Here is a 25,435-nt window from a genome sequence, read left to right as displayed (position 1 = left end):
CTACCTGCGCGAGGGCGCGGCCCGGCGGACGGCGCCCCCACCGCGGGCGCCCGGGCCGCCGGCGCGGCCGAGCCGAGCTGCAGCATGGGCCACCGCCTCGAGCGGTCCCCGCCAGCCGTTGGCCCGCACGAAGAGGCCGATCGCGAGCGCGGCGATGACGTGGACGGCCAGGAGCACCTCGCGCGTGGGCCCCGCCCAGTCCGCCAGCGGCACTGCGAGCGCCGCGACGTGCGCCGTGTAGAGGGTCAGCGTCATCCCCCCGGCGCCGGCGAGCGGCGCGAGGAGTCCGGTGCGGGCCAGCGGGCCGATCCGGGCGAGGACGAGGAAGGCCCCGATCGCCGCGGCCGAGGTCCCCGCCGTGTGCAGGAGGTCGAGGGGCGTGCCGGAATGCGGCGCCGCGGAGGTCAGCCACCACCAGGTGCCCGTCTGGTCCACCCCGGTGAGATTCGCATCGAGCATGGCCCGCAGGGGCCACACCCTCGCCTGCGGCGTGGCCAGGAGGGCGTTGAGTCCTCCGAGCGGCCCCAGGAAGGCCCAGGCGCACGCCTTCGCCAGCACGGCCGCACTGGCACCGCCGAGGACCAGCCACACCTGCGTCCCGGTCCGGGCGAGGTCCGCGCGGCCGATCCAGAGGCCGACCAGGAGGTAGCCGAACCACTCCAGGGCCGGGTAGTAGCCGGTGACCGTGAGGTCGGCGAGGAGGCGCACCGGATCGGCAAGGTCGGGCCAGGACGGGTTGTGGCCGAGCCGGAGCGGGGGCGCGGCCGCGAGCAGGAGCGGTCGGAGCAGGTAGGCCGCGACGGGCGCGAGGAGGATCCACGCGACCGCGAGCAGCCCGAGGGTCTGGCGCCGCAGTCCGAGCACCCCGAGGGAGCACCAGAACAGCACCGCGTACACCACGAGGATCACCGCCACGTCGACGCGCGCGAGCCCGAGGGTGAGCCCGACGGCGGCGATCACCGCCGCGCGCAGCGCGAGTCCGCGCCGGTTCCGTTCCGCGGGGACCCGTCCCAGGGTGAGCGAGACGCCCGCGAGCACGGCGAACAGGGCCGCGGCCCTGCCCGAGAGCACCGTCCCGACCCACGTGGCGGAGACGGTGCCCGTGCCGGGATCCTGGACGAGGGTCGGCAGGATGTGCGTGGCCATCATGGCCAGCAGGGCCGCCCCGCGGGCCAGGTCGATGCCCAGGAGCCGTGCCTCCCGGCCCCCACGCACGCGGTCACGTGGCCTGCGCTGGGTGCGGGGCACCCCCGATTGTCCGCCCATGGTCCCGATGCTCTCATGGTGCCGGGCGCATGCCCTTCGGTGGCCCGCCGCCGGAGGATCCCGGCCTGCCCCCGTTGCGATTCGAAGATATGTTCTAATAGCATGGGTGTATGAGCACGGCGCAGGACCACCCGCAGGACCCTCGGGGAGATGGACCGGTGCCGCCGCGGTGGCAGCCCGCATGGCGCGCGGGAGGGCCGCTGCTTCCCGGCGAGCCCCCGCCGGGAGAGCTCGCGCGCCGCCTCTCCGAGCCGGACCTCGCCTTCCTGACCGCGCGCGAGCTCGAGGCCTTCATGGCGGCCTGCCGCCGCCTCGAGGACTGGGTCCGCATCCGCGCCGAGGCCGCCCGCAGGGAACGCGCGGCCCGCACCCACGGACGCGCCTGACCCCCGGCCCGTGCGAGCGGTTGGCCTAGGATGGGCGTATGTCCGCCGAGCTGACCGTCTCTGCCGTGCAGTCCGTGGCGCTCCCGGGCGGGCTCGCTGCGAACATCGACGAGCACGTGCGGCTCCTCGAGGACGCCGACGCCCACGGGGCCAGGCTCGCCGTCTTCCCCGAGCTCTCGCTCACCGGCTATGACCTGGACCTCTTCTCCGACGAGTCCGCCTGGCTCACCCGCCCCTCGGCCCAGCTCTCCGAGCTCCAGGCGGCCTGCGAGGACATGGGGATCTCGGCCGTCGTGGGCGCGGCGGTCCGCGAGCCCGACAGGACGCCGCATCTCGCCTCGGTCCTCGTGCGCCCCGGAGCACCCGCCGTGATCGCCCCCAAGATGCACCTCCACGGCCGGGAGAGGGAGATCTTCGAGCCCGGGGACCGCCTCACGGTCGTCGAGGTCGACGGCTGGAAGGTAGCGCTGGCCGTCTGCTTCGACGTGGCGCAGCCGGGCCACGCTGCCGAGGCGGCCGCCGCGGGAGCGGACCTGTACGCGGCCTCGGCCGTCTATGTAGCGGGGGAGGAGCGCCGGCTCGACCTCCACTTCGGCGCCCGCGCCATGGACAGCAGGTTCTTCGCCCTGCTCGCGAACGCCGGGGGATCCAGTGCGCTGGGTGCCTCGTGTGGCCACAGCGGGGTGTGGGGGCCCGACGGGCACCGGATCGCCTCTGCTGCCGGGACCGGCGCCGAGGTCGTCACGGCGATCCTGTTCCGCTCGGCCCTCGCGCGCTACGCCCGCCCGGCCTGACGCGTTGCCCAAAGCGGCAGCGTACACGGTAACGTTCTATACATGGCAGACGAGAACCGCACGCGCACTTTCGGCACGCTCCTCACGGCAATGGTGACCCCGTTCACTGCCGACGGCGAGGTCGACTACGATGCGGCGGCGTCCCTGGCAGCCAAGCTCGTCGATGACGGCTGCGACGGACTCGTCGTCACCGGCACCACGGGGGAGACCTCGACCCTGACGGACGAGGAGAACCTCGGCATGTTCAAGGCCGTCCTCGAGGCCGTGGGCGGCCGGGCCAAGGTCATCGCGGGGACGGGCACGAACGACACCCGCCACTCGGTGAGCCTCTCGCGCCGGGCCGAGGCCCTCGGCGTCGACGGCCTCCTCCTCGTCACGCCCTACTACAACAAGCCCAGCCAGGCCGGCGTCCAGGCCCACTTCGAGACGGTCGCCTCGGCCACCGAGCTGCCCGTCATGCTCTACGACATCCCCGGCCGGTCGGGCATCCCGATCGCTCCCGAGACGATCCTCCGTCTGGCCGAGCACCCGCGCATCGTCGGCCTCAAGGACGCCAAGGCCGACTTTGCCTCGGTCACGCGCGTGCTCGCCAAGACTGACCTGGCCGTCTATTCGGGCGACGACGGCCTGACCCTCCCGTGGATGGCCGCCGGCGCCCTCGGCGTCGTCTCCGTCACGGCGCACGTCGCCACCAAGCAGTTCCGGTCGCTCGTCGACGCGGCGCTCGCCGGCGACTTCGCAGCCGCCCGCCAGGTCCACTTCGACCTCGACCCGGTGATCCGCGGGATCATGACCCGGGTCCAGGGCGCGGTCGCCGCCAAGCAGGTTCTCAAGTGGCAGGGTGTCCTGCCCAACTCCGTGGTCCGCCTCCCGCTTGTGGAGCCCGGCGACGCGGAGCTCGCCCTCATCCGCAACGATCTCGCCGAAGCCGGAATGGACTTCGGCGCCTAGGAGCAGCCCAGCATGACCCAACGAGCCCTGTCCGTCCTCACCACTCCGCCCCCGCTCCCGTCGGGGACCCTGCGGATCGTCCCGCTCGGCGGGCTCGGTGAGGTCGGGCGGAACATGGCCGTGTTCGAGATCGAGGGCAAGCTCCTCGTCGTCGACTGCGGCGTCCTCTTCCCCGAAGAGACCCAGCCGGGCGTGGACCTGATCCTGCCCGACTTCTCCTACCTCGAGGGCCGCATCCAGGACATCCTTGCCGTCGTGCTAACCCACGGCCACGAGGACCACATCGGTGCCGTCCCGTACCTCCTGCGCCACCGCCGGGACATCCCCCTCGTCGGCTCGCAGCTGACTCTGGCCCTCGTCGAGGCGAAGCTCGCCGAGCACCGTATCACTCCGGTGCTGCGGGTCGTGGAGGAGGGCCAGGTCCTGGACTTCGGCCCGTTCCAGACGGAGTTCGTGGCCGTCAACCACTCGATCCCGGATGCGCTCGCCGTCTTCATCCGCACCGCCGGCGGCACCGTCCTCCACACCGGCGACTTCAAGATGGACCAGCTCCCGCTCGACGGCCGGATCACCGACCTGCGCCACTTCGCCCGCCTGGGCGAGGAGGGCGTGGACCTGTTCATGGCGGACTCGACCAACGCGGACGTCCCGGGCTTCACCACCGCGGAGAAGGAGATCGGCCCCACCCTGGACCGGCTCTTCGGCCAGGCGCGCAAGCGGATCATCGTGGCCAGCTTCTCCTCGCACGTCCACCGCGTCCAGCAGGTGCTCGACGCCGCCCATCAGCATGGCCGCAAGGTCGCCTTCGTGGGCCGGTCGATGGTGCGCAACATGGGGATCGCGGCCAAGCTGGGCTACCTCGACGTGCCGCCGGGCATCCTCGTGGACATGAAGGCCATCGACGACATCCCGGACCACCGCCTCGTGCTGATGTCCACCGGATCCCAGGGCGAGCCCATGGCCGCCCTCTCCCGCATGGCCAACGGCGACCACCGGGTCCAGGTCGGCGAGGGCGACACCGTGATCCTCGCGTCCTCGCTCATCCCGGGCAACGAGAACGCCGTCTTCCGCGTCATCAACGGCCTCCTCAAGCTCGGCGCGAACGTGATCCACAAGGGCATGGCCAAGGTCCACGTCTCCGGCCACGCGGCCGCCGGCGAGCTCCTCTACTGCTACAACATCGTCGAGCCGCTCAACGCGATGCCGGTGCACGGCGAGACCCGCCACCTCATCGCCAACGGCAACCTGGCGCTCGAGACGGGCATGGAGCCGGACAGCGTCATCCTCGCCGACAACGGAACCGTGGTCGACCTCAAGGGCGGTGCGGCGAAGATCGTCGGGCAGGTCGAGGTCGGCTTCGTCTACGTCGACGGCAGCAGCGTCGGGGAGATCACCGACGTCGACCTCAAGGACCGTAGGATCCTCGGCGAGGAGGGCTTCATCTCCGTCATCACCGTGGTGAACCGTTCGACGGGCAAGGTCGTGACCGGCCCCGAGATCCACGCCCGCGGCGTGGCCGAGGACGACGCCGTGTTCGACGACATCATCCCCAAGATCAATGCGGCCCTCGAGGAGGCGATCCTCGCGAAGCCGGACCACACGGCCCACCAGCTCCAGCAGGTGATCCGGCGGGTCATCGGGACCTGGGTGAGCCGCAAGCTCCGGCGCAAGCCCATGATCATCCCGGTGGTCCTGGAGGCCTGACGGCACCGCCTGGCGGACCTCGCGCAGGCCGCCGCTCCCGTGGAAATCCGCGGGAGCGGCGGCCTTTCGCGGTAGCGTGGCGAGTATGGCGACTCGTACCTCCTCCACGCCAAAGGCCGGCACCTCCAAGACCAGACCCACCCGGACCTCCGCGCCCGCGGCCCGCGGCCGGTCGGGCGCAGGCGCGTCCCGGGCCAAGGCGTCCGGCAAGGGGAGCTCGTCGTCGCGCGGCGTGACCGCGACCGACGCGGGCCAGCCGTGGCCGGCGCGCCTCATCGGCGGAACCTGGGGCGCCCTCGCGCACACCGTCGGCGGCGGGGTCCGGCGCATCGGCACCGATGTCAGCGACCTCGATCCCGAGGAGCGCCGCGACGGCGCCGCGCTGTTCAACCTCGTCTTGGCCGTCTTCATCGCGACCTTCGCGTGGTGGGGCTGGAAGGGCTGGTTCCCGGACGCCGTCTACGCGGTCGTCAACGGAACGTTCGGCTGGGTCTCGCTCCTGCTGCCCCTCATGCTCGGCGTCTGCGCCTTCCGGCTCTTCCGCAAGCCCGCCGACCACCGCGGCAACAACCGGGTCGGCATCGGATTCCTGGTGATGACGTTCGCGGCCACGGGCATCGCCGACGTCCTGGGCGGCCTGCCCTCCGCCGCCGCGGGCTTCGACGGCCTCCGCGCCGCCGGCGGCATGCTCGGCTTCCTGGCGGCGTCCCTCCTGGCGGCCGTCCATCCCGCCATCCCGGTCATCGTCTACTCCGCGCTCGCGTTCATCTCGGTCCTGATCGTCACGGCGACCCCCTTCGCTGCAATTCCGCGCCGGGTCCGGGGCGCGTGGGACCACCTCATGGGCCTGGACCTGACTCCCGAGGAGCAGGACGCCCACGACCGCAGCTACCTGTACGACTCCGAGCGCCGCGCCCAGGAGGCCGCGCGGGAGCGCCGCACGAAGAAGCGCCGCATGTTCGGCAAGGACCTCGAGGAGGAGCAGGGTTCCGGAGACGGCTTCGCGGGCGATGAGCCCTACGAGCGCGCGGTCGTCGACGACCCCGACGCGACCGCGGCCATGGCCGCCCCGCCGGCCGGGCGGTCCCAGGCAGAGGCGGCGATCCAGAAGATCCGCGCCGCCCAGGGCCGCGGCAACGAGCAGGCCGGGGACGGCAAGCCGGTGGAGGGTGCCACGGAGGCCATCCCCACGGTCGGGATGCCGGCACCCAGCACCGCCCCGGCCGTCCAGGTGCCCTCCACGCCGGTGGCCCCCACGCCGCCGCCCACGCCCATTCCCCAGCGCACCGAGCAGCTGCAGCTCTCGGGAGACGTCGCGTACACGCTGCCGTCCTCCGACTTCCTCGTGCAGGGGTCGGCGCCGAAGGAGCGGACCGAGGCGAACGACGCCGTCGTCGCGGCGCTGACCAGCACCCTCACCCAGTTCAACGTGGACGCCGAGGTCACCGGCTTCTCCCGCGGCCCCACCGTGACCCGCTACGAGATCGAGCTCGCACCGGGCACCAAGGTGGAGAAGGTCACGGCCCTGTCGAAGAACATCGCCTACGCCGTGGCGAGCTCCGACGTGCGCATCCTCAGCCCAATTCCGGGCAAGAGCGCCATCGGCATCGAGATCCCGAACACCGACCGCGAGACGGTCTCGCTCGGAGACGTCCTGCGCAGCCAGAACGCGCGCCGCACCGACCATCCGATGGTGATGGGCGTGGGCAAGGACGTCGAGGGCGGGTTCGTCGTCGCGAACCTCGCCAAGATGCCGCACCTCCTCGTCGCCGGCGCGACCGGCGCGGGCAAGTCCTCGTTCGTGAACTCGATGATCACCTCCATCCTCATGCGCTCGACCCCGGACGAGGTGCGCATGGTGATGGTCGACCCCAAGCGCGTGGAGCTCACGGCCTACGAGGGCGTCCCGCATCTCATCACCCCGATCATCACCAACCCCAAGAAGGCCGCCGAGGCCCTCCAGTGGGTGGTCCGCGAGATGGACGCCCGCTACGACGACCTGGCCAACTACGGGTTCAAGCACATCGACGACTTCAACAAGGCGGTCCGTGCCGGCAAGGTCGTCCCGCCGCCGGGATCCGAGCGGAAGATCCGCGCCTACCCCTACCTGCTCGTCATCGTCGACGAGCTCGCGGACCTCATGATGGTCGCGCCCCGGGACGTCGAGGACTCGATCGTGCGCATCACCCAGCTCGCGCGCGCCGCCGGCATCCACCTCGTCCTGGCGACCCAGCGGCCCTCGGTCGACGTCGTCACCGGCCTCATCAAGGCCAACGTGCCCTCGCGCATGGCGTTCGCGACCTCTTCGGTCACCGACTCCCGCGTGGTCCTCGACCAGCCCGGCGCCGAGAAGCTGATCGGCCAGGGCGATGCGCTCTTCCTGCCGATGGGCGCCTCGAAGCCCATGCGCGTGCAGGGCGCCTGGGTCTCCGAGTCGGAGATCCACAAGGTCGTCGAGCACGTGAAGGGCCAGCTCCAGGTCACCTACCGCAACGATGTCGCGGCGGAGCCGGAGAAGAAGCAGATCGACGAGGAGATCGGAGACGACCTCGAGGTGCTCCTGCAGGCCACCGAGCTCGTGGTCACGACCCAGTTCGGATCGACGTCGATGCTCCAGCGCAAGCTGCGGGTCGGGTTCGCGAAGGCGGGCCGGCTCATGGACCTGCTCGAGAGCCGTGGCGTGGTGGGGCCGTCCGAGGGCTCCAAGGCCCGTGACGTGCTCGTCAAGCCGGACGACCTGCCGGCGGTCCTCGCCGCGCTGCGCGGCCAGGACGCGCCGTCGTCGTCGGGGAGTGCCGCCGACGAGGCCCTCGCTGACAACGCGAGCGCCAACCACCATCTGGGTCAGTACGAGAACGACTCGCCCTACGCGGAGGACGTCGTGGCCAGGGACCTCGACTCGCGGCCCCAGGCCGTCGACTACCACGACGGGGACGACGACGAGGGCGGCGAAGACGCGTGGTCGCTGACCGGGCGCTAGGCTGAGACGGTGACCTCCTCGCCGTCGGCGTCCCCTTCCCAGCTCTGGAACCTCCCGAACATCCTCACGATGGCGCGGATCGTCCTCGTGCCGTTCTTCATCTGGTCGCTGCTGGCCGACGGCACGGCGCACGGTCCGCTGCGCTGGGTGGCCTTCGGCCTGTTCGCCGTCGCGATCTACACCGACCAGCTCGACGGCTCGATCGCCCGCAGGCGCAACCTCATCACCGACTTCGGCAAGATCGCGGACCCCATCGCGGACAAGCTCCTGACCGGGGCTGCGCTCGTGCTGCTCTCGGTGCTCGCCGAGCTGCCGTGGTGGATCACGGCCCTGATCCTCGTGCGCGAGTGGGGCATCACGGCCCTGCGCTTCGTCGTGATCCGCTATGGCGTCATGCCCGCCTCGCGCGGCGGCAAGCTCAAGACCGTGCTCCAGACCGTGGCGATCCTGCTCTACCTGTTCCCGCTGACCCCCGGCCTCGCCGTGCTCTCCGCCATCGCCTTCTGGGTGATGGTCCTCGCCCTCGCCGTGACCGTGGTCACCGGCGCCGACTACGTCCTCAAGGCCGTGCGCCTGCGGGCGGCGGCGCAGAAGGGCGAGTGAGCCGGTGCCCGGTGACCGAGCCAGGCCCGTGACGGCACGCGAGGTGGTCGAGGCCTTCGTTGCCCGCGGGGCCACGGCCGCGACCGCCGAGTCGCTCACCGCGGGGCTCGTCGCGGCCGCCCTGGCGGATGTTCCCGGCGCCTCCGCGATGCTGCGGGGCGGTGTCGTGAGCTACGCGAGCGAGGTGAAGGCAGCAGTGCTCGGCGTCTCGGCGGAACTGCTCGCACGGGCCGGGTCCGTGGACGCAGAGGTCGCCCGCCAGATGGCCGACGGGGCCAGGCGGGTCTGCGGCGCGGACTACGGCGTCGCGACCACGGGCGCCGCGGGCCCCGAGCCGCACGACGGCAAGCCCGTCGGCACCGTGTTCGTCGGCGTCTCCGGCCCGGCGGGCTCCGCTGTGCACGCCTACGCGTTCGACGGCGACCGGGCCGCGATCCGCCGCGCCGCGACCGAGGCGGCCCTCGCCGCCCTCCTCGCTGCGCTCGGGAGCGCCGCCCCAGCACCCGGCGCAGAAACTGGGAGCGAGCTGTGAATTGGTTCGGTGTGGCGCGCGGCGGGGAACAATGCAGACGTGTCCAGAGTTGTGGATAGTGTCGTCAAGCGATGGCGGCACCACTAGGATGAGTCACACACGGAGCCCCGAGCGTCGGGGAGCCCGAGCCAAGGAGCGCATCGATACACATGGTTAAGCAGCCCGTATCCGTCAACGGCGTAGTGCGCTGGCGTGATGTGGGATTGGCCGACATCGGTAAGCAGGAACAGAAGGAGCGCAAGATGGTTGTTCTGCGTCATGAGATTGGAGACGTCCTGCGCGACGTCCGCCAGCGCCAGGGCCGCACGCTCCGTGAAGTCTCGCACAACGCGCGTGTATCGCTCGGGTACCTGAGCGAGGTGGAGCGCGGCCAGAAGGAAGCGTCCTCCGAGCTGCTGTCGTCGATCTGCTCCGCACTGGACGTCCCGCTCTCGGTCATGCTGCGCGAGGTCAGCGACCGGGTCGCCGTCGCAGAGGGCATCACCATTCCGGACACGGTGCCCCAGGAGTTCGCCCAGCGGTACGGGCGAGACATGAACACGGATTTCGACGCCGAGCTGACCCAGGTCAGCTGACGTCATCAGCAGGGGAGGGCCGGGCGCCGAGCGCCCGGCCCTCCGTCATGCCCGGGAGGCGATGCGGCCGGACGCCGGGCCGCAGTCCCGCTCAGGCCCGCGGTGCCAGGTCCTCGTTGAGCCGGTGCAGGTAGCGGGCGAGCTCGGCCAGCTCGCGCGTGTCCCACGAGGCGAGGCGCTCTGCGAAGTACTCGTGCCTGCGCGCCCTCAGGTCTTCGACATGGCTGCGGCCGGCCGGGGTCAGGGCCACGTGCTGTGCGCGGCGGTCGTGGGGGTCGGCCTCCTTGGCCACGAGCCCGATCTCCTCGAGGAGGGCGATCTGGCGGCTCACGGTGGGCTTGCCCACGCCGACGGTCGCGGCGAGGTCCGTCACCCGCCGCGGCCCCTCGCCGAAGAGGATCGTCAGCAGCCCGTAGGCTGCCGGGTCGAGCTCGGGATGCAGGTCCTTCGACAGGCCGAGGGACGCGGCGCGCCCGCGCCTCCAGAACAGGCCGAGCTGCTGCTCGACGTCGACCAGGGCGGCGTCGAACCCGGCGGAGGCAGGCGGAGAAGGCATGCCACCATCTTAGGTGCGCCGGTGCGGGCGGCGCGTGGCCGCCACAGCGGCGGAGAGGAGAATGGACTAGTGAGGAACAGCGATTTCTGGCGGCTCATGGAAGACGAATTCGGCAGCGGGTACGCCCATGTCCTGGCTTCGTCCGCCGTGCTCGCCGCCGTCGGAGGCCGCACGGCCGAGGAGGCGCTCAAGGCCGGCGTGCACCCCCGCACCGTGTGGCTCGCCGTCTGTGACCTGCAGGATGTGCCCGACGAGCGCCGCCTCGGGAAGGACCGCCCGCTCAAGGACTGACGCGCGGGATCTGCGACACGCCGGGGCCGGATTCGAAGATGTGTTCGGGAGAGGGGTAATGTCCTCCACAGAGGATTCCACGCGCGGCAGCGCGCCGAGATGTGCACATAGCGGGGTCGACGCGTTCGACTGTCGGTGGGCATCGGTAGCGTGAGCGGCATGGAAGAGCGGCGGGCAGGACAGGGCGCTGCCGCGAACGACCAGACCCGGAGGTAGACATGGCAGCAGGAACGCCAGAGCGCCAGAAGGCACTCGAGGCAGCGCTCGCGCAGATCGACAAGCAGTTTGGCAAGGGATCGATCATGCGCCTCGGGGATGACACGCGCGCCCCGATCGAGGTCATCCCGACCGGGTCGATTGCGCTCGACGTCGCTCTCGGGATCGGCGGCCTTCCGCGTGGACGCGTCGTCGAGATCTACGGCCCGGAGTCCTCGGGCAAGACGACGGTCGCGCTCCACGCCGTCGCCAACGCACAGCGGAACGGAGGCATCGCGGCGTTCATCGACGCCGAGCATGCCCTGGATCCCGAGTACGCGGCCAAGCTCGGCGTCGACACCGACGCCCTGCTCGTCTCGCAGCCGGACACCGGCGAGCAGGCGCTCGAGATCATGGACATGCTGGTCGGCTCGGGCTCGCTCGACATCATCGTCATCGACTCCGTGGCCGCGCTCGTGCCGCGCGCGGAGATCGAGGGCGAGATGGGCGACAGCCACGTCGGACTCCAGGCCCGCCTCATGAGCCAGGCGCTGCGCAAGGTCACCGGCCGCCTCAACCAGACCAAGACCACCGCGATCTTCATCAACCAGCTCCGCGAGAAGATCGGCGTGTTCTTCGGGTCCCCCGAGACGACCACGGGTGGAAAGGCGCTCAAGTTCTACGCGTCCGTCCGCATCGACGTGCGCCGGATCCAGACCCTCAAGGAGGGCGCCGACTCGGTGGGCAACCGTACCAAGGCCAAGATCGTCAAGAACAAGATGGCTCCGCCCTTCAAGCAGGCCGAATTCGACATCATCTACGGCCAGGGCATCTCCCGCGAGGGCGGCATCATCGACATGGGCGTCGAGCACGGCATCATCAAGAAGTCCGGCTCCTGGTTCACCTACGACGGCGACCAGCTCGGCCAGGGCATGGAGAACTCCCGTCGGTTCCTGCGTGACAACCCCGAACTTGCCGCGGAGCTCGAGCGGCTCATCAAGGAGAAGCTCGGCGTCGGCGTGAAGCCGGAGTCGGGCGAGGAGCAGCCGCGCCTGAAGGCTGTCGACGGGGAGTAGGCGCATGGCGGCCCGCAGCGGACGTCCCGTGCCCCCGCAGGCGGAGCAGGATCCCGAGCCCGACCCCGAGTCGGTGGCCCGGGCCATCCTGCTCCGCCAGCTGACCCTCGGCCCGCGCAGCCGGCAGCAGCTCGAACGGAAGCTGCGCGACCGCAATGTGCCGGACGCCCTCGCCTCGAGGCTCCTGGACCGCTTCGAAGAGGTGGGCCTGGTTGACGACGCGGAGTTCGCCCGCCTCTGGGTGCGCAGCCGCGGCGAGACGAAGTCCCTCGGCAGGGCGGCCCTCCGGCGCGAGCTCGGGGAGAAGGGGATCACGGGCGACACGGCCGAGGAGGCGCTCGATGAGCTCTCGCCCGAGGCTGAGGAGGAAGCAGCGCGTCGGCTGCTCGCGCGCCGCGTCCGGCCGTTCGACCGCGACGATCCTGCGGCACGGGACAAGGAGCTGAGGCGGCTGGTGGCGATGCTCGCCCGCAAGGGACACGCCCCCGGTGCGGCCTTCCGGATCGCCGCGGAGGCCCTCGACAGCCTGGGACACGGGGAAGACTGAGGCCCCTGCACCCACGGTTGCGAGGGGCGGCCGCGGCGCCCAGGAGGGCGGCGGCGTGTCTGTGTGGTTCCTGAGAATCCTGTGACTAGAGTGACAAATGGGATTACTGCGGTATCGTCTGACGGGTGCGATCTGAACGAGGTGTCCTCGCGGGCGGCCGCGCCGGCGCAGCCCGCGCTGCGCTCGTCCTAGCGCTCTGCCTGGCCTCCGTCGTGCCGGCAGCAGCCCCGAGTGCGACGGCGGATGACAACACGCCCCCGTCGGGCTATCCGACGTGGGCCGACGTCCAGGCTGCCAAGGCGAACGTCGATTCCGCGAAGGCGGAGAGCGACCGGATCGCGTCCCTGCTGACCACTGTGGAATCCAGCGCCGCCGATGCCTCGGCCAAGGCCGTGGCCGCCGGTGCCGCGTACGCGAGGGCCGCGCAGGCCGTCAAGGACCAGGAGCAGGTGGTCGCCGCCCTCGAGCAGGAAGCGGCCAAGAGGGCGTCGGAGCGGGACGCTGCCCAGCGGACCGCCGGCCAGTTCGCCGCCGATTCCTACATGGGCGGCTCACCGAGCGACCCCATCCAGACCCTCTCCGTGCTGGGGCAGCAGGACGGCATCGGCCGGCTCCAGACCCTCCAGGTGCTCGGCGACCAGGAAGCACAGGCTGTCACGGACTACCGGGTGGCGGCCAACGCGGCGACCGCCGCCGAGGACAAGTCGCGGGCGGCCAAGGATGCCCTGGCCGACCTCGCCGCCACCGCGGCCCAGCAGCTCAGCGCCGCCCAGGACGCCCAGAAGCAGGCCGAGGACGCGGTCGCCCAGACGCAGCAGCACGAGGACACGCTGGTCGCGCAGCTGGCGGACCTGAAGGGGACCTCTGCGAACGTCGAACGCGGCTACCGGGAGGGCCAGGCGGCGCAGGCCGCCTACGAGGCCGCCCAGGAGGCCAAGCGGCGCGCCGCCGAACAGGCGGCCCTCGAGGCCCAGCGCCGGGCCGCGGCCCAGGCCGCCGCGGAGCGGGCGCAGCAGCAGGCCCAGCTCGCAGCCCAGCAGCAGGCCCAGCAGCAGGCCGTCGCACAGCAGAACGCCGCCGCCGTCCAGCAGCCGGCCGCGGCCCCCGCACCGGTGGTCGTCCCCCCGCCGCCCCCGCCGGTCGTGAGCCCGGGCGTGGGCGTCACGGATGACCCGGCAGGTGCGCAGGCCTATGCGTCCGGCCAGCTCGGCGGGTACGGCTGGGGAGGCGGCGAGTACGGGTGCCTCGTCAACCTCTGGAACAAGGAGTCCAGCTGGATGACGGACGCGACCAACCCCTCGAGCGGCGCCTACGGCATCGCGCAGGCCCTCCCGCCGTCCAAGTACTCCACCGCGGGCAGCGACTGGCTCACCAACTACCGCACCCAGATCACGTGGGGGCTCGGGTACATCCGGGACCGCTACGGCTCGCCGTGCGGCGCATGGGCCCACGAAGTGGCCAACAACTGGTACTGACCCCTGCCCAGCGTCCGCTCGCCGCGGGCGCTGGGCCGCCGGGCCGCTGCCGGTACGCTTGATGGGTGAGTTCCACCTTGCCCGCCCCGATCGCCGAGCCCGCCACGACCTCTGCGCCGCGCTCCTACGAGGTGCGCACCTTCGGCTGCCAGATGAACGTCCACGACTCCGAGCGGATGTCCGGCCTCCTCGAAGCAGCCGGCTACGTGAAGGCGCCCGAGGGCGCCGAGCCTGACGTGGTCGTCTTCAATACCTGCGCCGTCCGGGAGAACGCGGACAACCGGCTCTATGGGCACCTCGGTCAGCTGCGCCCGGTCAAGGAGCGGCACCCCGGCATGCAGATCGCCGTCGGCGGCTGCCTTGCCCAGAAGGACCGGGACACGATCCTCGCGAAGGCCCCCTGGGTGGACGCGGTCTTCGGCACCCACAACGTGGGGGCGCTTCCGGCGCTGCTCGAGCGCGCGCGCCACAACGACGAGGCGCAGCTGGAGATCCTCGAATCGCTCGAGGTGTTCCCCTCGACCCTGCCCACCAAGCGGGACTCCGTCTACAGCGGCTGGGTCTCCATCTCGGTCGGCTGCAACAACACCTGCACCTTCTGCATCGTCCCGAGCCTGCGCGGCAAGGAGCGCGACCGCCGGCCCGGCGAGATCCTCGCCGAGGTCCAGGCCCTCGTGGACGACGGCGCGATCGAGGTCACCCTGCTGGGCCAGAACGTCAACTCCTACGGCGTCGAATTCGGCGACCGGCTCGCCTTCGGCAAGCTCCTGCGCGCCTGCGGGCAGATCGAGGGCCTCGAGCGGGTGCGCTTCACGAGCCCCCACCCGGCGGCGTTCACTGACGACGTCATCGACGCGATGGCCGAGACGCCCAACGTCATGCCGCAGCTGCACATGCCGCTCCAGTCGGGCTCCGACCGGATCCTGCGCGAGATGCGCCGCTCGTACCGCAGCGCGAAGTTCCTCGGCATCCTCGACCGCGTCCGCGAGCGGATCCCGCACGCGGCGATCACCACCGACATCATCGTCGGCTTCCCGGGCGAGACCGAGGAGGACTTCCAGGCCACCCTCGACGTCGTGGAGCGCTCCCGGTTCTCGAGCGCCTTCACGTTCCAGTACTCCCAGCGCCCCGGCACGCCGGCCGCGACCATGGCGGAGCAGCTGCCCAAGGCCGTGGTCCAGGAGCGCTACGAGAGGCTCATCGCCCTCCAGGACAGGATCGCCGCCGAGGAGAACGCCGCCCAGGTGGGCCGCACCCTCGAGGTGATGGCGACGGCGCAGGCCGGCCGCAAGGCGGGGGAGACCCACCGCCTCTCCGGGCGCGCACGGGACAACCGCCTCGTGCACTTCTCCGTCCCCGAGGGCGCCCAGGCCCCCCGGCCGGGCGACCTCGTCACCGTGACCGTGACCGAGGCAGCCGCGTTCCACCTCATCGCGGACCCCGCCGACCCGGCCGACTACTCGCTGCGCCGCTCGCGCGCCGGAGACGCGTGGGACCGCTCCCAGGCCGACTCCTGCGGGGTGCCTGCGCCGGGCGCCGGGTCCACGGGCCGCGGGGTGAGCCTGGGAATGCCCGCGCTGCCCGTCCGCGGCGCATAGCCCCGGTGGGACAGGCAGCGCCGAGCGGGCGGCCGGGTTGCGCGGACGACGCCGGCCGCCCACCCGCCGTCGTGCCGGCGCCTCAGGCTCCCCCCGCCGCCGGCTCCGTCCCCGCCGCGCCGCCGGTCATCGCGGTGGTGGGTCCGACCGGGTCCGGGAAGTCGGACCTCGCGGTGGACCTCGCGCTCGCCCTGGACGGCGAGGTCGTCAACGCCGATGCGCTGCAGTTCTACCGCGGCATGGACATCGGCACCGCCAAGGCCACACTTGAGGAGCGCCGCGGCGTCCCGCACCACCTCCTCGACGTGCTCGAGGTGACCGAGGAGGCCTCGGTCTCCCGCTTCCAGGGGTGGGCGCGGGCGGCGATCGCGGACATCCACGCCCGCGGCCGGCGCGCGATCCTCGTGGGCGGCTCGGGCCTCTACGTCCGCGCCGCGCTCGACGTCCTCGAGTTCCCGGGCACCGACCCGGCGGTCCGCGCCCGCCTCGAGGCCGAGGCGGCCGAGCGCGGCCTCGGGCCGCTGCGCGAGCGCCTGCGCCGTGTCGACCCCGTCTCCGCAGGCCGGCTGGGGGACGCGCGGCGGGTCATCCGCGCCCTCGAGGTGCACGAGCTCACGGGACGGCCGTTCAGCTCCTTCATGCCCGAGCGCCAGTACGCGGCTCCCGCCGTCCAGATCGGCCTCGACCTCGACCGGGCCGAGCTGCATCGGCGCCTCGCCGCCCGCGTCCACCGCATGGTCGACGCCGGCCTGCCCGCCGAGGTCGCCCGGCTCGCCGCCGCGGGGCTGCGCGACGGACGCACCGCGTCGCGGGCACTGGGCTACGGCCAGTTCCTTGCGGTCCTGGACGGGACGTCCACCACGGAGCAGGCCACGGAGGAGACGATCGTCGCGACGAGGCAGTTCGCGCGCCGGCAGCTCACCTGGTTCCGCGCAGACCCGCGCGTGCACTGGCTGGACGCGCAGGCCCCGGACCTGATCGAGCAGGCGCTCGCCGTGGTCCGGGAGGCCGACTCCTCATCGGTGGCGGCTTCACCGCCCCAACCCGAGGCCCGCGGCGCGGCCCGGTAGGCTTGAGGGCATGACCGTTCCGACGACCTCGGTACCCCACGTCCTCGCAGCCCTGGCGGGCCTGCCCTTCGCCAAGGGGCACGGCACCGGCAATGACTTCGTGCTCGTCGCCGACCCCGACGGAGCACTGCACCTCGGCGAGGCAGAGGCCGCGGCGCTCTGCGACCGGCACCAGGGCCTCGGCGCCGATGGCCTCATCCGCGCCATCCGCTCGCGCCGCCTCCCCGAAGGCGAGGCCGTCCTTGCCGAGGAGCCTGGCGCGGAATGGTTCATGGACTACCGCAATGCGGACGGGTCCCTCTCGGAGATGTGCGGCAACGGCGTGCGGGTCTTCGTCGCCTTCCTGCTCGATGCCGGCCTCGTCGAGCTCGCGCCCGGCGAGGTGCTGCCCATCGGCACGCGGGCCGGGGTGAAGCGGGTCGAGCGGCGCGAGGACGGCTTCGCGGTGGACATGGGCCCCTGGACGTTCATCCACCCGGAGCACGCCGCCGCCGAGGCGAGCGATGCGACCGTCACCGCCGTCGGCCTCGACGTCGCCCGGCCCGGGCTGAGCGTGAGCATGGGCAATCCGCACACCGTGGTGGCACTCGCCGAACCGAGCGAGCTCGCAGGACTCGGCCTCTACACGGCCCCGCTCGTCGACCCCATGCCGCCGCACGGGACGAACGTCGAGTTCGTCGTGCCCTCGGACCCGCTCGTGGCCGCCGGCGTGGGCAGCATCACCATGCGCGTGCACGAGCGCGGAGTCGGCGAGACCCAGTCCTGCGGGACCGGCGCCTGCGCGGCCGCGGTCGCGATCCGGTACTGGGCCGGGGCCGGTGCCCCAGACCGGTGGGCCGTCGGCGTCCCCGGCGGCACGGTGGGGGTCTCCTTCGTGCCGGGCCCCGACGGCCGCGAGCACGTCGAGCTCTCGGGCCCCGCGGTCATCGTGGCGCACGGAACCCTCGGCTGAGCCCAGCGCTCAGCCGGCACCCGTCCCGTCCGCCGGCGGGTAGGTGATCCGCCCGTCCGCGTCGACGCGGGCGAAGGGCGTGAGCTGCGCGCGCTCCTGGGAGGTGGGCGAGATGAGGTGCACCACCTCGACGCCGGCCACGAGGAGAGCGTCGGTGATGAGCCTGCGGTGGCAGCGCCACGGCACCGCCTCGCTGCACATGATGGCGGGGACGCCCTCCTCGGCCAGTCCGACGAGTTCGGTGAGCCCCTCGTGGAAGTCGCTGCCGGCCATGTAGTCGGCATAGTCGCGGAAGCCCTTCACCCGCCACCCGCCGTTCGGAGTGGGCGTGCCCGCAGGCGTGTGCCGGCGGCCGCCCAGGGCCGGCAGCCACCGGTAGCCGAGCCCCGTGGGGAGCCCCTCGCGGAGGGCGTCCTGGTTCCACTGGGGATGCTTCCTCGACGCCGGGAACGAGCGCACGTCCACCAGCTCCGTCACCCGTGGGGGCGCAGCATCGCCACGAGCTCGGAGAGCTGGCGGGTCGAGTGGCCGATGGTGAAGACCTTCGTCATGGGCCGGACCCCTAGCGGCGGCGGGTGAGGCGCAGCACGCGGAAGCCCTTCGACGTGGCCGGCCGCGCGACGTCGTACGCGTCACCGAGCTCCTCGGCGAGCCACCGCGCGAGCGAGTCCGCCCCGAGGTTCTTCTGCACCACGAGCCACGCCTCGCCGCCCACCTCGAGCCGCGGCAGCCAGGTGAGCAGCAGCTCGTGCAGCGCGGCCTTGCCGATGCGGATGGGCGGGTTGGACCAGATGGTCGAGAAGCGGATGTCGGGGTCGACGTCGCCGGGGAGCTCGGCCGCCACATTGGCGAGCCCGAGCAGGCTGGCATTCTCGGCGGTGAGGGACAGGCTGCGTGTGTTGACGTCGACCGCGTGGACGCGGGCCGCGGGGGAGCGCAGGGCCAGGGTGAGCGCGATCGGCCCCCAGCCGCAGCCGATGTCGAGCAGGTGGCCCTCGGGGGCCGGGTCGGGCGCCTCGGCCAGGAGCACCGCGGTGCCCTTGTCGATGCCGTCCGGGCTGAAGATGCCGGCCGAGGTCCGCAGCGTCACCTCGCGCCCCTCGAGGACCACGGCGAGCGGCCGGCGCACGTCCGGGATGTCGGGGTCGGCGTTGAAGTAGTGTGCCTGGTCCATGGGAATCGAGCCTAGTGCGAATCCGACGGGGGCGTGAGCCGCGCACGGGCAGTGCCCCGCGGGCGGCCCCCAGCATCCGGTATACTTGATTCATGCGCCTGTTCAAGTGACCCGATGACACCTCCCGCTGCCCTCCCCTGAGGTGCGCAGCCGGGGTTTCCGGGCCTTCCCCGAGCCGATGGACCATTCCGGCCGGACCACGAACAGAGACCACCAAGGAGCACCGTGCTACCCGAGCACCCTCTGGGCGCTTTTCCACAGCCCACCCCGCCTCGCAGTGGCGCCGCCGCGCGCCCGCACTATTCTGGAACTGCATCCTCGAAGGAGACCATGACCGACGAACAGCACACCACGGGATCGTCCCGTGCGGCAGGGGGCAGCGACGCGCCCCAGGACCTCAGCCCGGCCGACATCCAGGCGGTGATCGACAGGATCCTCGCGAAGGAGGAGGCTGCGACCGCCAAGGGCTCCCGGGCCGACCAGCGCTCGGAGCGCCCCCGGGGCGCGCTCGGCGACGGCCGTGCGCTGGCCATCACCGACGTCGAGACTGAGCACGGAGACTACGACGGCGACCAGCAGGACCTCGCCGAGCGGCGCGCCCTGCGTCGCGTGGCGGGCCTGTCCACCGAGCTCGAGGACATCACCGAGGTCGAGTACCGGCAGCTGCGCCTCGAGCGCGTCGTGCTCGCCGGCCTCTGGTCCGAGGGCACGCTCGAGGACGCGGAGAACTCCCTTCGCGAGCTCGCCGCGCTGGCCGAGACCGCGGGGTCCGAGGTGCTCGACGGCGTGGTCCAGCGCCGCCAGAAGCCGGACGCGGGGACCTTCCTCGGTTCGGGCAAGGCGCTCGAGCTGCGCGACATCGTCGCGGCGACCGGGGCCGACACCGTGGTCGTGGACTCGGAGCTCTCCCCGTCCCAGCGCCGCGGGCTGGAGGACATCGTCAAGGTCAAGGTCATCGACCGGACCGCGCTCATCCTCGACATCTTCGCCCAGCACGCGAAGAGCCGCGAGGGCAAGGCCCAGGTCGAGCTGGCCCAGCTCGAATACCTGCTCCCGCGCCTGCGCGGCTGGGGCGAGTCGATGTCCCGGCAGGCCGGCGGCCGCGTCGGCGCCGCGGGCGGCGGCATCGGCTCCCGCGGCCCCGGCGAGACCAAGATCGAGCTCGACCGGCGGCGCATCCGCACCCGCATGGCCAAGCTGCGCCGCGAGATCGCCGGCATGAAGCCGGCCCGCGAGACCAAGCGGGCCAACCGCAAGCGCAACGAGGTCCCCTCGGTCGCGATCGCCGGCTACACCAACGCCGGCAAGTCCTCGCTGCTCAACCGCCTCACGGACGCGGGCGTGCTCGTGCAGAACGCGCTGTTCGCGACCCTCGACCCGACCGTGCGCCGGGCCGAGACTCCGGACGGCCTGCCGTACACGCTCGCGGACACCGTCGGGTTCGTCCGCTCGCTGCCCACGCAGCTCGTGGAGGCTTTCCGCTCGACCCTCGAGGAGGTCGCGGACGCCGACCTGATCCTGCACGTGGTGGACGCGTCGCATCCGGATCCCGAGGGCCAGATCGCCGCCGTGCGCGCCGTCCTCGCCGACGTCGACGCCCGGAAGGTCCCCGAGATCATCGTCCTGAACAAGGCCGATGCGGCGGACCCGTTCGTCCTCGAGCGGCTCCGCCAGCGCGAGCCCCGCCACGTCGTGGTCTCGGCCCGGACGGGGCAGGGCATCGCGGAGCTCAAGGAGGCCATCAGCGACGCGATCCCGCGCCCCGACGTGGCCCTGACGATCCTCGTGCCCTACAGCCGCGGCGACATCCTCAACCGGCTGCACACCTCGAGCGCGGAGATCCGCTCGCTCGAGCACGTCGAGTCGGGCACGCGCGTCGAGGTCGTGGTCCGGGAGGAGTTCGCGGCGGAGCTGGAGCCGTTCGTCGTCCATGACTGATCCCCACCGCACCCCAGCGCACGACGGCGGGGGCGCGCCCGCCGTCGTGCGCCCACCGTCCGCCGGCGCGGCAGACGAGCGCGAGGCGCTCGGCCTCCTGGACGCGGCGGTCGCCGCGATGGGCGGCCAGCAGCGCGACGGCCAGCACGAGATGGCCAGGCAGGTCGCCCGGGCGATCGCCGACGGCCAGCACCTCCTTGTCCAGGCCGGCACCGGCACCGGCAAGTCGCTCGCGTACCTCGTGCCGCTCATCGCGCATGCGCAGGCGAGCGACCGCCCGGCAGTGGTGGCCACCGCGACGCTCGCGCTCCAGGCGCAGATCGTGGGCCGCGACCTGCCGCGCCTGCTCGAGGCGGTCACGCCCCACCTGGACCGGCCGGTGGACGTGGCCCTGGTCAAGGGCCGCTCCAACTACCTGTGCCGGCACAAGCTCGAGGGCGGGTTCCCGACCGACGAGCCGGCCGAGGGCCAGCTGTTCTCCCTCGGCGAGGACGCGGTGCCCCACCCGGGCGCCGGGCCCACGAGCCAGCTCGGCCGCGAGGTGCAGCGGCTGCGCGAGTGGTCCGAGGAGACCGAGACCGGGGACCGCGACGACCTCGTCCCCGGCGTCACCGACCGTGCATGGCGGCAGGTCTCCGTGACCGCCCTTGAGTGCCTCGGCGCGCAGAAGTGCCCCTTCGCCGCCGAATGCTTCAGCGAGCTCGCCCGCCAGCGCGGGGCCGAGGCCGACATCGTCGTGACCAACCACGCGATGCTCGCCATCAACGCCTTCGAGGGCCTCAATGTCCTCCCGGAATATGACGTGGTGGTCGTCGACGAGGCCCACGAGCTCGCCGACCGGGTGACCGGCGCCGTGAGCGCCCAGCTCTCCGGGCAGATGATTCAGGCGGCCGCCTCGAGCGCGCGCCGGCACTGCGCCATCTCGGTCGAGGCGCTCCAGGGCGCCGCCACCGCCCTGGAGCTCTCGCTCACCTCCGCACCTACCGGCCTCCTGGCGCGCGGCCTGAACGAGGAGCAGGCCCAGAACGTCGCGCTCGTCCGGGACGCGTGCCGCGTGGCCCTCTCCGACTCGAAGCCTGGGGAGTCGCAGTCGGCCGACGGCGCCCGGCAGGTCGCCCGGTCGCGGCTCATGGCCGTCCTGGAGGTCTGCGAGCGGCTCCTCGATGCCGAGGCCAACCGTGAAGTCGTCTGGGTCACCCGCCTGGGCGCCCCGGACCCCGTCACGGGCTACTCCGCGCCGGACGACGACGCACCGGCCATGCTCCACATCGCGCCGCTGAGCATCGGCGGCAGGCTCCGCGACGGGCTCTTCGACGGGCACACCGTGGTGCTCACGAGCGCGACGCTCGCGATCGGCTCCGCCTTCGAGCCCACCGCGGGCGCCCTCGGCCTCCTGGGCCCCGGCGCGCCCACCTGGACCGGCGTGGACGTCGGCTCCCCGTTCGACTACCCGAAGCAGGGCATGCTCTACGTCGCCCGGCACCTGCCCAAGCCCTGCCGCGGCGTCTCGCCCGAGGCGCTCGACGAGCTCGAGGCACTCCTTGCCGCCTCGCGCGGCGGGGCGCTGTGCCTGTTCTCCTCGCGGCGCGCGGCCGAGGAGGCCGCCGACGAGCTGCGGTCGCGGCTGGAGACCACGATCCTGTGCCAGGGCGAGTCCTCCATGAGCGCGCTCGTGAAGCAGTTCGCGGCGGAGCCGGACACCTGCCTGTTCGGGACCATGTCCCTCTGGCAGGGGGTCGACGTGCCGGGGCAGTCGTGCCGGCTCGTCGTGATCGACCGGATCCCGTTCCCGCGCCCGGACGACCCGCTCATGTCCGCCCGCTCCCGGGCCGTCGCCCAGGACGGGGGCAACGGCTTCATGAGCGTCTCCGCGACCCACGCGGCGGTGCGCCTCGCCCAGGGCGCCGGGCGGCTCATCCGCACGACCGCGGACCGCGGGGTCGTGGCCGTGCTCGACTCGCGCCTCGCCACCGAGCGCTATGGCGCCTTCCTGCGCGGGGCACTGCCGCCGCTGTGGGGCACCACCGACCGCCGCGTGGTGCTGGACGCGCTCGGGAGGCTCGCGCAGGCGGGCTGAGGCTGCGCTCAGACCGAGCGCAGCACCGAGACGACCTTGCCCATGACCGTCGCCTCGTCGCCCAGGATCGGCTCGTACCTGGTGTTCTGCGGCAGGAGCCAGGTGTGGCCGTCCCGCTGCCGGAACGTCTTGACCGTGGCCTCGTCGTCGAGCAGGGCCGCGACGATGTCGCCGTTCTCGGCGCTGTTCTGCCGCCTGACGACGACCCAGTCTCCGTCGCAGATGGCCGCATCGATCATCGAGTCGCCCTTGACGCGGAGCATGAACAGCTCCCCGTAGCCCACGAGCTGGCGGGGGAGCGGCATGACGTCCTCGACCGCCTGGTCGGCGAGGATCGGGCCACCGGCAGCGATGCGGCCGACGAGCGGGACCATGGCCGTGTCCGCTGCGGACGCCATGGTCTCCAGCGTGGCCCCGCCGGCGCCGAGCAGCGCCGCGGCACCCTCGCCGCTGACGCTGAGCTCGCCCTCGTCGAGGGTGAGCGGCATCAGGACCTCCATGGCGCGCGGACGCTTCGGGTCGCGCCGCAGGTAGCCGAGCTTCTCCAGCTGCGACAGCTGGTGCGTGACGCTCGAGAGGCTCGCGAGCCCGACCGTGTCGCCGATCTCGCGCATCGAGGGCGGGTACCCCTTGAGCTGTACCGAGCGCTGGATCGTCTCGAGGATCCTCTTCTGGCGCGCCGTCAGCCCTTTTGCCGCCTTCGTCCGTGGTGCCATGCCGTCCCTGTCCCTTCGCCGCCCGCGCCTCCGCGCGGCCTGTGCCGGCTCGGGACCAGAACTGTCGGACCCCCTCCGCACCATGTCTCCATGGCCTCGAAAGGGAGCAGCCGGTCCGAAGGTTCGTGCCCGTGCCCCGTGCTGCTCCCACCGTAGGACAGTTGTGTGCACCTTTCAAACACATGTTCGAGCGAGTCTGGACATTGTTCGTGGACAGGTGCTAGGAAGGAACCAAGCAGTTCGAAGATGCATTCGAAAAAGCTGCACCTCCGAGTCCCGCTCCTGCGCCGGAGCTTCGAAGAATCGAAGCCTGCCGCGCCGCCGGACCCGGGAGGTGCAGGGGAAGGCAGACCATGGCACACGCGATCCATCTCGGCCCCCTCGCGGCACCCCGCGCGGCACGGACCTCCCGCACGCCGCTGCGCCTGACGCGGCGGGGGCGCATCGTCCTCGTCGTCGTCCCGCTGTTCCTGGCAACGCTCGCGATGCTCATCGCATGGGCGGCCCTCACGGTGCCGGCCCAGGCGGGCGCGGCGCCCCTCACCGGCCCGGGGGCCACCGTGACCGTGACGGTGCAGCCGGGGGAGTCCCTGTGGACGATCGCCGCCCGGCGCGTGCCGAACCAGGACCCGCGGGTCACCGTCAGCCAGATCCAGGACCTCAACGGCCTCACCGGCGTCCGGGTGCTCCCCGGCGAACAGATCCTCGTCCCGGTCCTCAAGTAGCCGCAGGGCCGCTCCGGTGCCGGGCGTCACGAACGTCCCGTCCTGCCGCCTCCGAATGGGGTGCGCCGAGGGCGCTGGCGTAGGCTGGAGCGGTGGACGACCAGCTTCAGCGACTCAACCGGCTCCCTCTCCGCGATGACCTCCGCGGCCAGCATCCGTACGGCGCGCCGCAGATCGATGTCCCCATCCAGCTCAACGTCAACGAGAACACCCACGGCGTTCCGCAGGACGTCCAGGATGCCATCGTGGAGGCCGTCCGCGGAGTCGTCGGGGGCCTGAACCGGTATCCGGACCGTGAGTTCACGCGGCTGCGGGAGGCCCTTGCCGAGTACCTCGGTCACGGCCTCGCCCCGGAGCAGCTCTGGGCCGCCAACGGGTCGAACGAGGTGCTGCAGCAGATCCTCCAGGCCTTCGGCGGCCCGGGGCGATCGGCCCTCGGCTTCCCTCCCACCTACTCGATGTACCCGCTGCTCGCCGCCGGGACCGGCACCGCCTACCTGAAGGGCACCCGCCAGGAGGACTTCGAGCTCACCGCAGCCTCGGCCGCGCGCCAGGTGCGCGAGCTCGCCCCGAACATCGTCTTCCTGTGCTCGCCCAACAACCCGACCGGGACGGCTCTCGGCCTCGACGTGGTCGAGGCCGTCTACGAGGCGGGCGAGGCGAGCCAGGCCATCGTCATCGTCGACGAGGCGTACGCCGAGTTCGCCCAGCTCGGCACGCACAGCGCCCTCACGCTGCTGCCCGGCCGCCCCCGGCTGATCGTGACGCGCACCATGAGCAAGGCCTTCGCCCTCGCCGGCGCACGCTTGGGCTACCTCGCCGCCGCCCCCGAGGTCATCGACGCGCTGCGCCTTGTCCGCCTCCCGTACCACCTCTCCGCCGTCACCCAGGCCACGGCGCTCGCCGCGCTCGAGCACCGCGCCTCGCTCATGGCCGAGGTCGAGGAGATCAAGCACCAGCGGGACCGCATCGTGAAGGAACTGGCGCGCATGGGCCTCACGCCGGCGTCCTCGGACTCGAACTTCGTCTTCTTCACAGGTCTCGACGACCCGCAGAAGATCTGGCACGGCCTGCTCGAGGCGGGCGTGATCGTGCGCGACGTCGGGATCCCCGGCAGCCTGCGGGTCACCGCGGGCACCGAGCGCGAGACGAGCGCGTTCCTGACACGGCTCGAGGAGCTCCTCGCCGCGGACGGCCGCCTGCCCGCCGCCTAGAATAGAGAAGCACCCCCCGCAGACGCCTGATCGAAGGACA

The 25,435-nt window shown here is 72.2% G+C and carries 24 protein-coding genes; 19 read left to right on the top strand and 5 right to left on the bottom strand.

The genetic code is table 11. The features are described from left to right. Complete coding sequence (locus ACVWWH_RS06560) at window positions 1–1,266, bottom strand: heparan-alpha-glucosaminide N-acetyltransferase domain-containing protein (RefSeq protein ID WP_457316037.1); 1,266 nt, start codon at window positions 1,264–1,266, stop codon at window positions 1–3. Between the two features lie 110 nt (window positions 1,267–1,376). On the opposite strand from ACVWWH_RS06560, the gene ACVWWH_RS06555 reads away from it, so the two are divergent. The 8 genes from ACVWWH_RS06555 (at window position 1,377) to ACVWWH_RS06520 (ending at window position 9,791) form a co-directional block, all read left to right on the top strand. After that, window positions 1,377–1,652, top strand: a complete 276-nt coding sequence (locus ACVWWH_RS06555; protein WP_457316036.1) for a hypothetical protein — start codon at window positions 1,377–1,379, stop codon at window positions 1,650–1,652. 38 nt (window positions 1,653–1,690) lie between these two features. Next, window positions 1,691–2,446: a carbon-nitrogen hydrolase family protein gene (locus tag ACVWWH_RS06550; protein ID WP_066497255.1), complete on the top strand. Its 756-nt coding sequence runs from the start codon at window positions 1,691–1,693 to the stop codon at window positions 2,444–2,446. Window positions 2,447–2,488: 42 nt separating this feature from the next. Continuing rightward, a complete protein-coding gene (gene dapA / locus ACVWWH_RS06545) occupies window positions 2,489–3,397 on the top strand; it encodes a 4-hydroxy-tetrahydrodipicolinate synthase (RefSeq protein WP_066497256.1) in 909 nt (302 codons plus the stop codon). A 12-nt stretch (window positions 3,398–3,409) separates the two neighbouring features. Next, window positions 3,410–5,101, top strand: coding sequence for a ribonuclease J (locus ACVWWH_RS06540; RefSeq protein ID WP_066497257.1), 1,692 nt, complete (start codon window positions 3,410–3,412; stop codon window positions 5,099–5,101). An 85-nt stretch (window positions 5,102–5,186) separates the two neighbouring features. After that, entirely contained in the window at window positions 5,187–8,081 is a 2,895-nt protein-coding gene (locus tag ACVWWH_RS06535) for an FtsK/SpoIIIE family DNA translocase (protein ID WP_066497259.1), read from the top strand. 69 nt (window positions 8,082–8,150) lie between these two features. After that, window positions 8,151–8,684, top strand: a complete 534-nt coding sequence (pgsA, locus tag ACVWWH_RS06530) for a CDP-diacylglycerol--glycerol-3-phosphate 3-phosphatidyltransferase (protein WP_169803101.1) — start codon at window positions 8,151–8,153, stop codon at window positions 8,682–8,684. Window positions 8,685–8,712: 28 nt separating this feature from the next. Beyond that, complete coding sequence (locus tag ACVWWH_RS06525; protein ID WP_066497264.1) at window positions 8,713–9,216, top strand: CinA family protein; 504 nt, start codon at window positions 8,713–8,715, stop codon at window positions 9,214–9,216. A 149-nt stretch (window positions 9,217–9,365) separates the two neighbouring features. Continuing rightward, on the top strand, window positions 9,366–9,791 hold the full coding sequence (locus ACVWWH_RS06520; protein ID WP_066497267.1) for a helix-turn-helix domain-containing protein: 426 nt from the start codon (window positions 9,366–9,368) through the stop codon (window positions 9,789–9,791). A 91-nt stretch (window positions 9,792–9,882) separates the two neighbouring features. Here the strand turns inward: ACVWWH_RS06520 and ACVWWH_RS06515 are convergent, their stop codons facing one another. After that, on the bottom strand, window positions 9,883–10,347 hold the full coding sequence (locus tag ACVWWH_RS06515; protein WP_066497270.1) for a MarR family winged helix-turn-helix transcriptional regulator: 465 nt from the start codon (window positions 10,345–10,347) through the stop codon (window positions 9,883–9,885). 69 nt (window positions 10,348–10,416) lie between these two features. Between ACVWWH_RS06515 and ACVWWH_RS06510 the strand changes: the two genes are divergently transcribed. The 7 genes from ACVWWH_RS06510 to dapF all read left to right on the top strand — a co-directional run bounded on the left by ACVWWH_RS06510 (window position 10,417) and on the right by dapF (window position 17,551). After that, window positions 10,417–10,638 (top strand): DUF3046 domain-containing protein, encoded by a 222-nt coding sequence (locus ACVWWH_RS06510; RefSeq protein WP_066497271.1) that lies wholly within the window; start codon window positions 10,417–10,419, stop codon window positions 10,636–10,638. 218 nt (window positions 10,639–10,856) lie between these two features. Next, window positions 10,857–11,909 carry a recombinase RecA gene (recA, locus tag ACVWWH_RS06505; RefSeq protein ID WP_066497272.1) on the top strand — a complete coding sequence of 351 codons (1,053 nt, stop codon included), beginning with the start codon at window positions 10,857–10,859 and terminating at the stop codon, window positions 11,907–11,909. A gap of 4 nt (window positions 11,910–11,913) precedes the next feature. Then, window positions 11,914–12,456, top strand: coding sequence for a regulatory protein RecX (locus tag ACVWWH_RS06500; protein WP_457316035.1), 543 nt, complete (start codon window positions 11,914–11,916; stop codon window positions 12,454–12,456). A gap of 125 nt (window positions 12,457–12,581) precedes the next feature. Continuing rightward, window positions 12,582–13,931: an aggregation-promoting factor C-terminal-like domain-containing protein gene (locus ACVWWH_RS06495; RefSeq protein ID WP_066497274.1), complete on the top strand. Its 1,350-nt coding sequence runs from the start codon at window positions 12,582–12,584 to the stop codon at window positions 13,929–13,931. 65 nt (window positions 13,932–13,996) lie between these two features. Next, on the top strand, window positions 13,997–15,529 hold the full coding sequence (miaB, locus tag ACVWWH_RS06490; RefSeq protein ID WP_457316034.1) for a tRNA (N6-isopentenyl adenosine(37)-C2)-methylthiotransferase MiaB: 1,533 nt from the start codon (window positions 13,997–13,999) through the stop codon (window positions 15,527–15,529). Between the two features lie 71 nt (window positions 15,530–15,600). Next, on the top strand, window positions 15,601–16,599 hold the full coding sequence (miaA, locus tag ACVWWH_RS06485; protein ID WP_066497276.1) for a tRNA (adenosine(37)-N6)-dimethylallyltransferase MiaA: 999 nt from the start codon (window positions 15,601–15,603) through the stop codon (window positions 16,597–16,599). Window positions 16,600–16,609: 10 nt separating this feature from the next. Then, window positions 16,610–17,551, top strand: a complete 942-nt coding sequence (gene dapF / locus ACVWWH_RS06480) for a diaminopimelate epimerase (protein WP_457316033.1) — start codon at window positions 16,610–16,612, stop codon at window positions 17,549–17,551. 9 nt (window positions 17,552–17,560) lie between these two features. Here the strand turns inward: dapF and ACVWWH_RS06475 are convergent, their stop codons facing one another. Beyond that, entirely contained in the window at window positions 17,561–18,028 is a 468-nt protein-coding gene (locus tag ACVWWH_RS06475; protein WP_457316032.1) for a DUF488 domain-containing protein, read from the bottom strand. An 85-nt stretch (window positions 18,029–18,113) separates the two neighbouring features. Continuing rightward, window positions 18,114–18,725: a class I SAM-dependent methyltransferase gene (locus ACVWWH_RS06470; RefSeq protein ID WP_066497281.1), complete on the bottom strand. Its 612-nt coding sequence runs from the start codon at window positions 18,723–18,725 to the stop codon at window positions 18,114–18,116. 330 nt (window positions 18,726–19,055) lie between these two features. On the opposite strand from ACVWWH_RS06470, the gene hflX reads away from it, so the two are divergent. Further along, window positions 19,056–20,663, top strand: coding sequence for a GTPase HflX (gene hflX, locus ACVWWH_RS06465; protein WP_457316031.1), 1,608 nt, complete (start codon window positions 19,056–19,058; stop codon window positions 20,661–20,663). Beyond that, window positions 20,656–22,740: an ATP-dependent DNA helicase gene (locus tag ACVWWH_RS06460; protein ID WP_457316030.1), complete on the top strand. Its 2,085-nt coding sequence runs from the start codon at window positions 20,656–20,658 to the stop codon at window positions 22,738–22,740. The genes hflX and ACVWWH_RS06460 overlap by 8 nt, the downstream gene beginning before the upstream one ends. 8 nt (window positions 22,741–22,748) lie before the next feature. Here the strand turns inward: ACVWWH_RS06460 and lexA are convergent, their stop codons facing one another. Beyond that, window positions 22,749–23,456, bottom strand: coding sequence for a transcriptional repressor LexA (gene lexA / locus ACVWWH_RS06455; protein ID WP_066497283.1), 708 nt, complete (start codon window positions 23,454–23,456; stop codon window positions 22,749–22,751). A 353-nt stretch (window positions 23,457–23,809) separates the two neighbouring features. On the opposite strand from lexA, the gene ACVWWH_RS06450 reads away from it, so the two are divergent. Next, a complete protein-coding gene (locus ACVWWH_RS06450; RefSeq protein ID WP_084249415.1) occupies window positions 23,810–24,181 on the top strand; it encodes a LysM peptidoglycan-binding domain-containing protein in 372 nt (123 codons plus the stop codon). Window positions 24,182–24,273: 92 nt separating this feature from the next. Continuing rightward, window positions 24,274–25,395 carry a histidinol-phosphate transaminase gene (locus tag ACVWWH_RS06445; protein WP_457316029.1) on the top strand — a complete coding sequence of 374 codons (1,122 nt, stop codon included), beginning with the start codon at window positions 24,274–24,276 and terminating at the stop codon, window positions 25,393–25,395. Window positions 25,396–25,435: the final 40 nt, after the last annotated feature.

Source organism: Sinomonas sp. RB5 (genome assembly GCF_054063535.1).
This window is presented reverse-complemented; position numbering and strand designations above follow the sequence as displayed.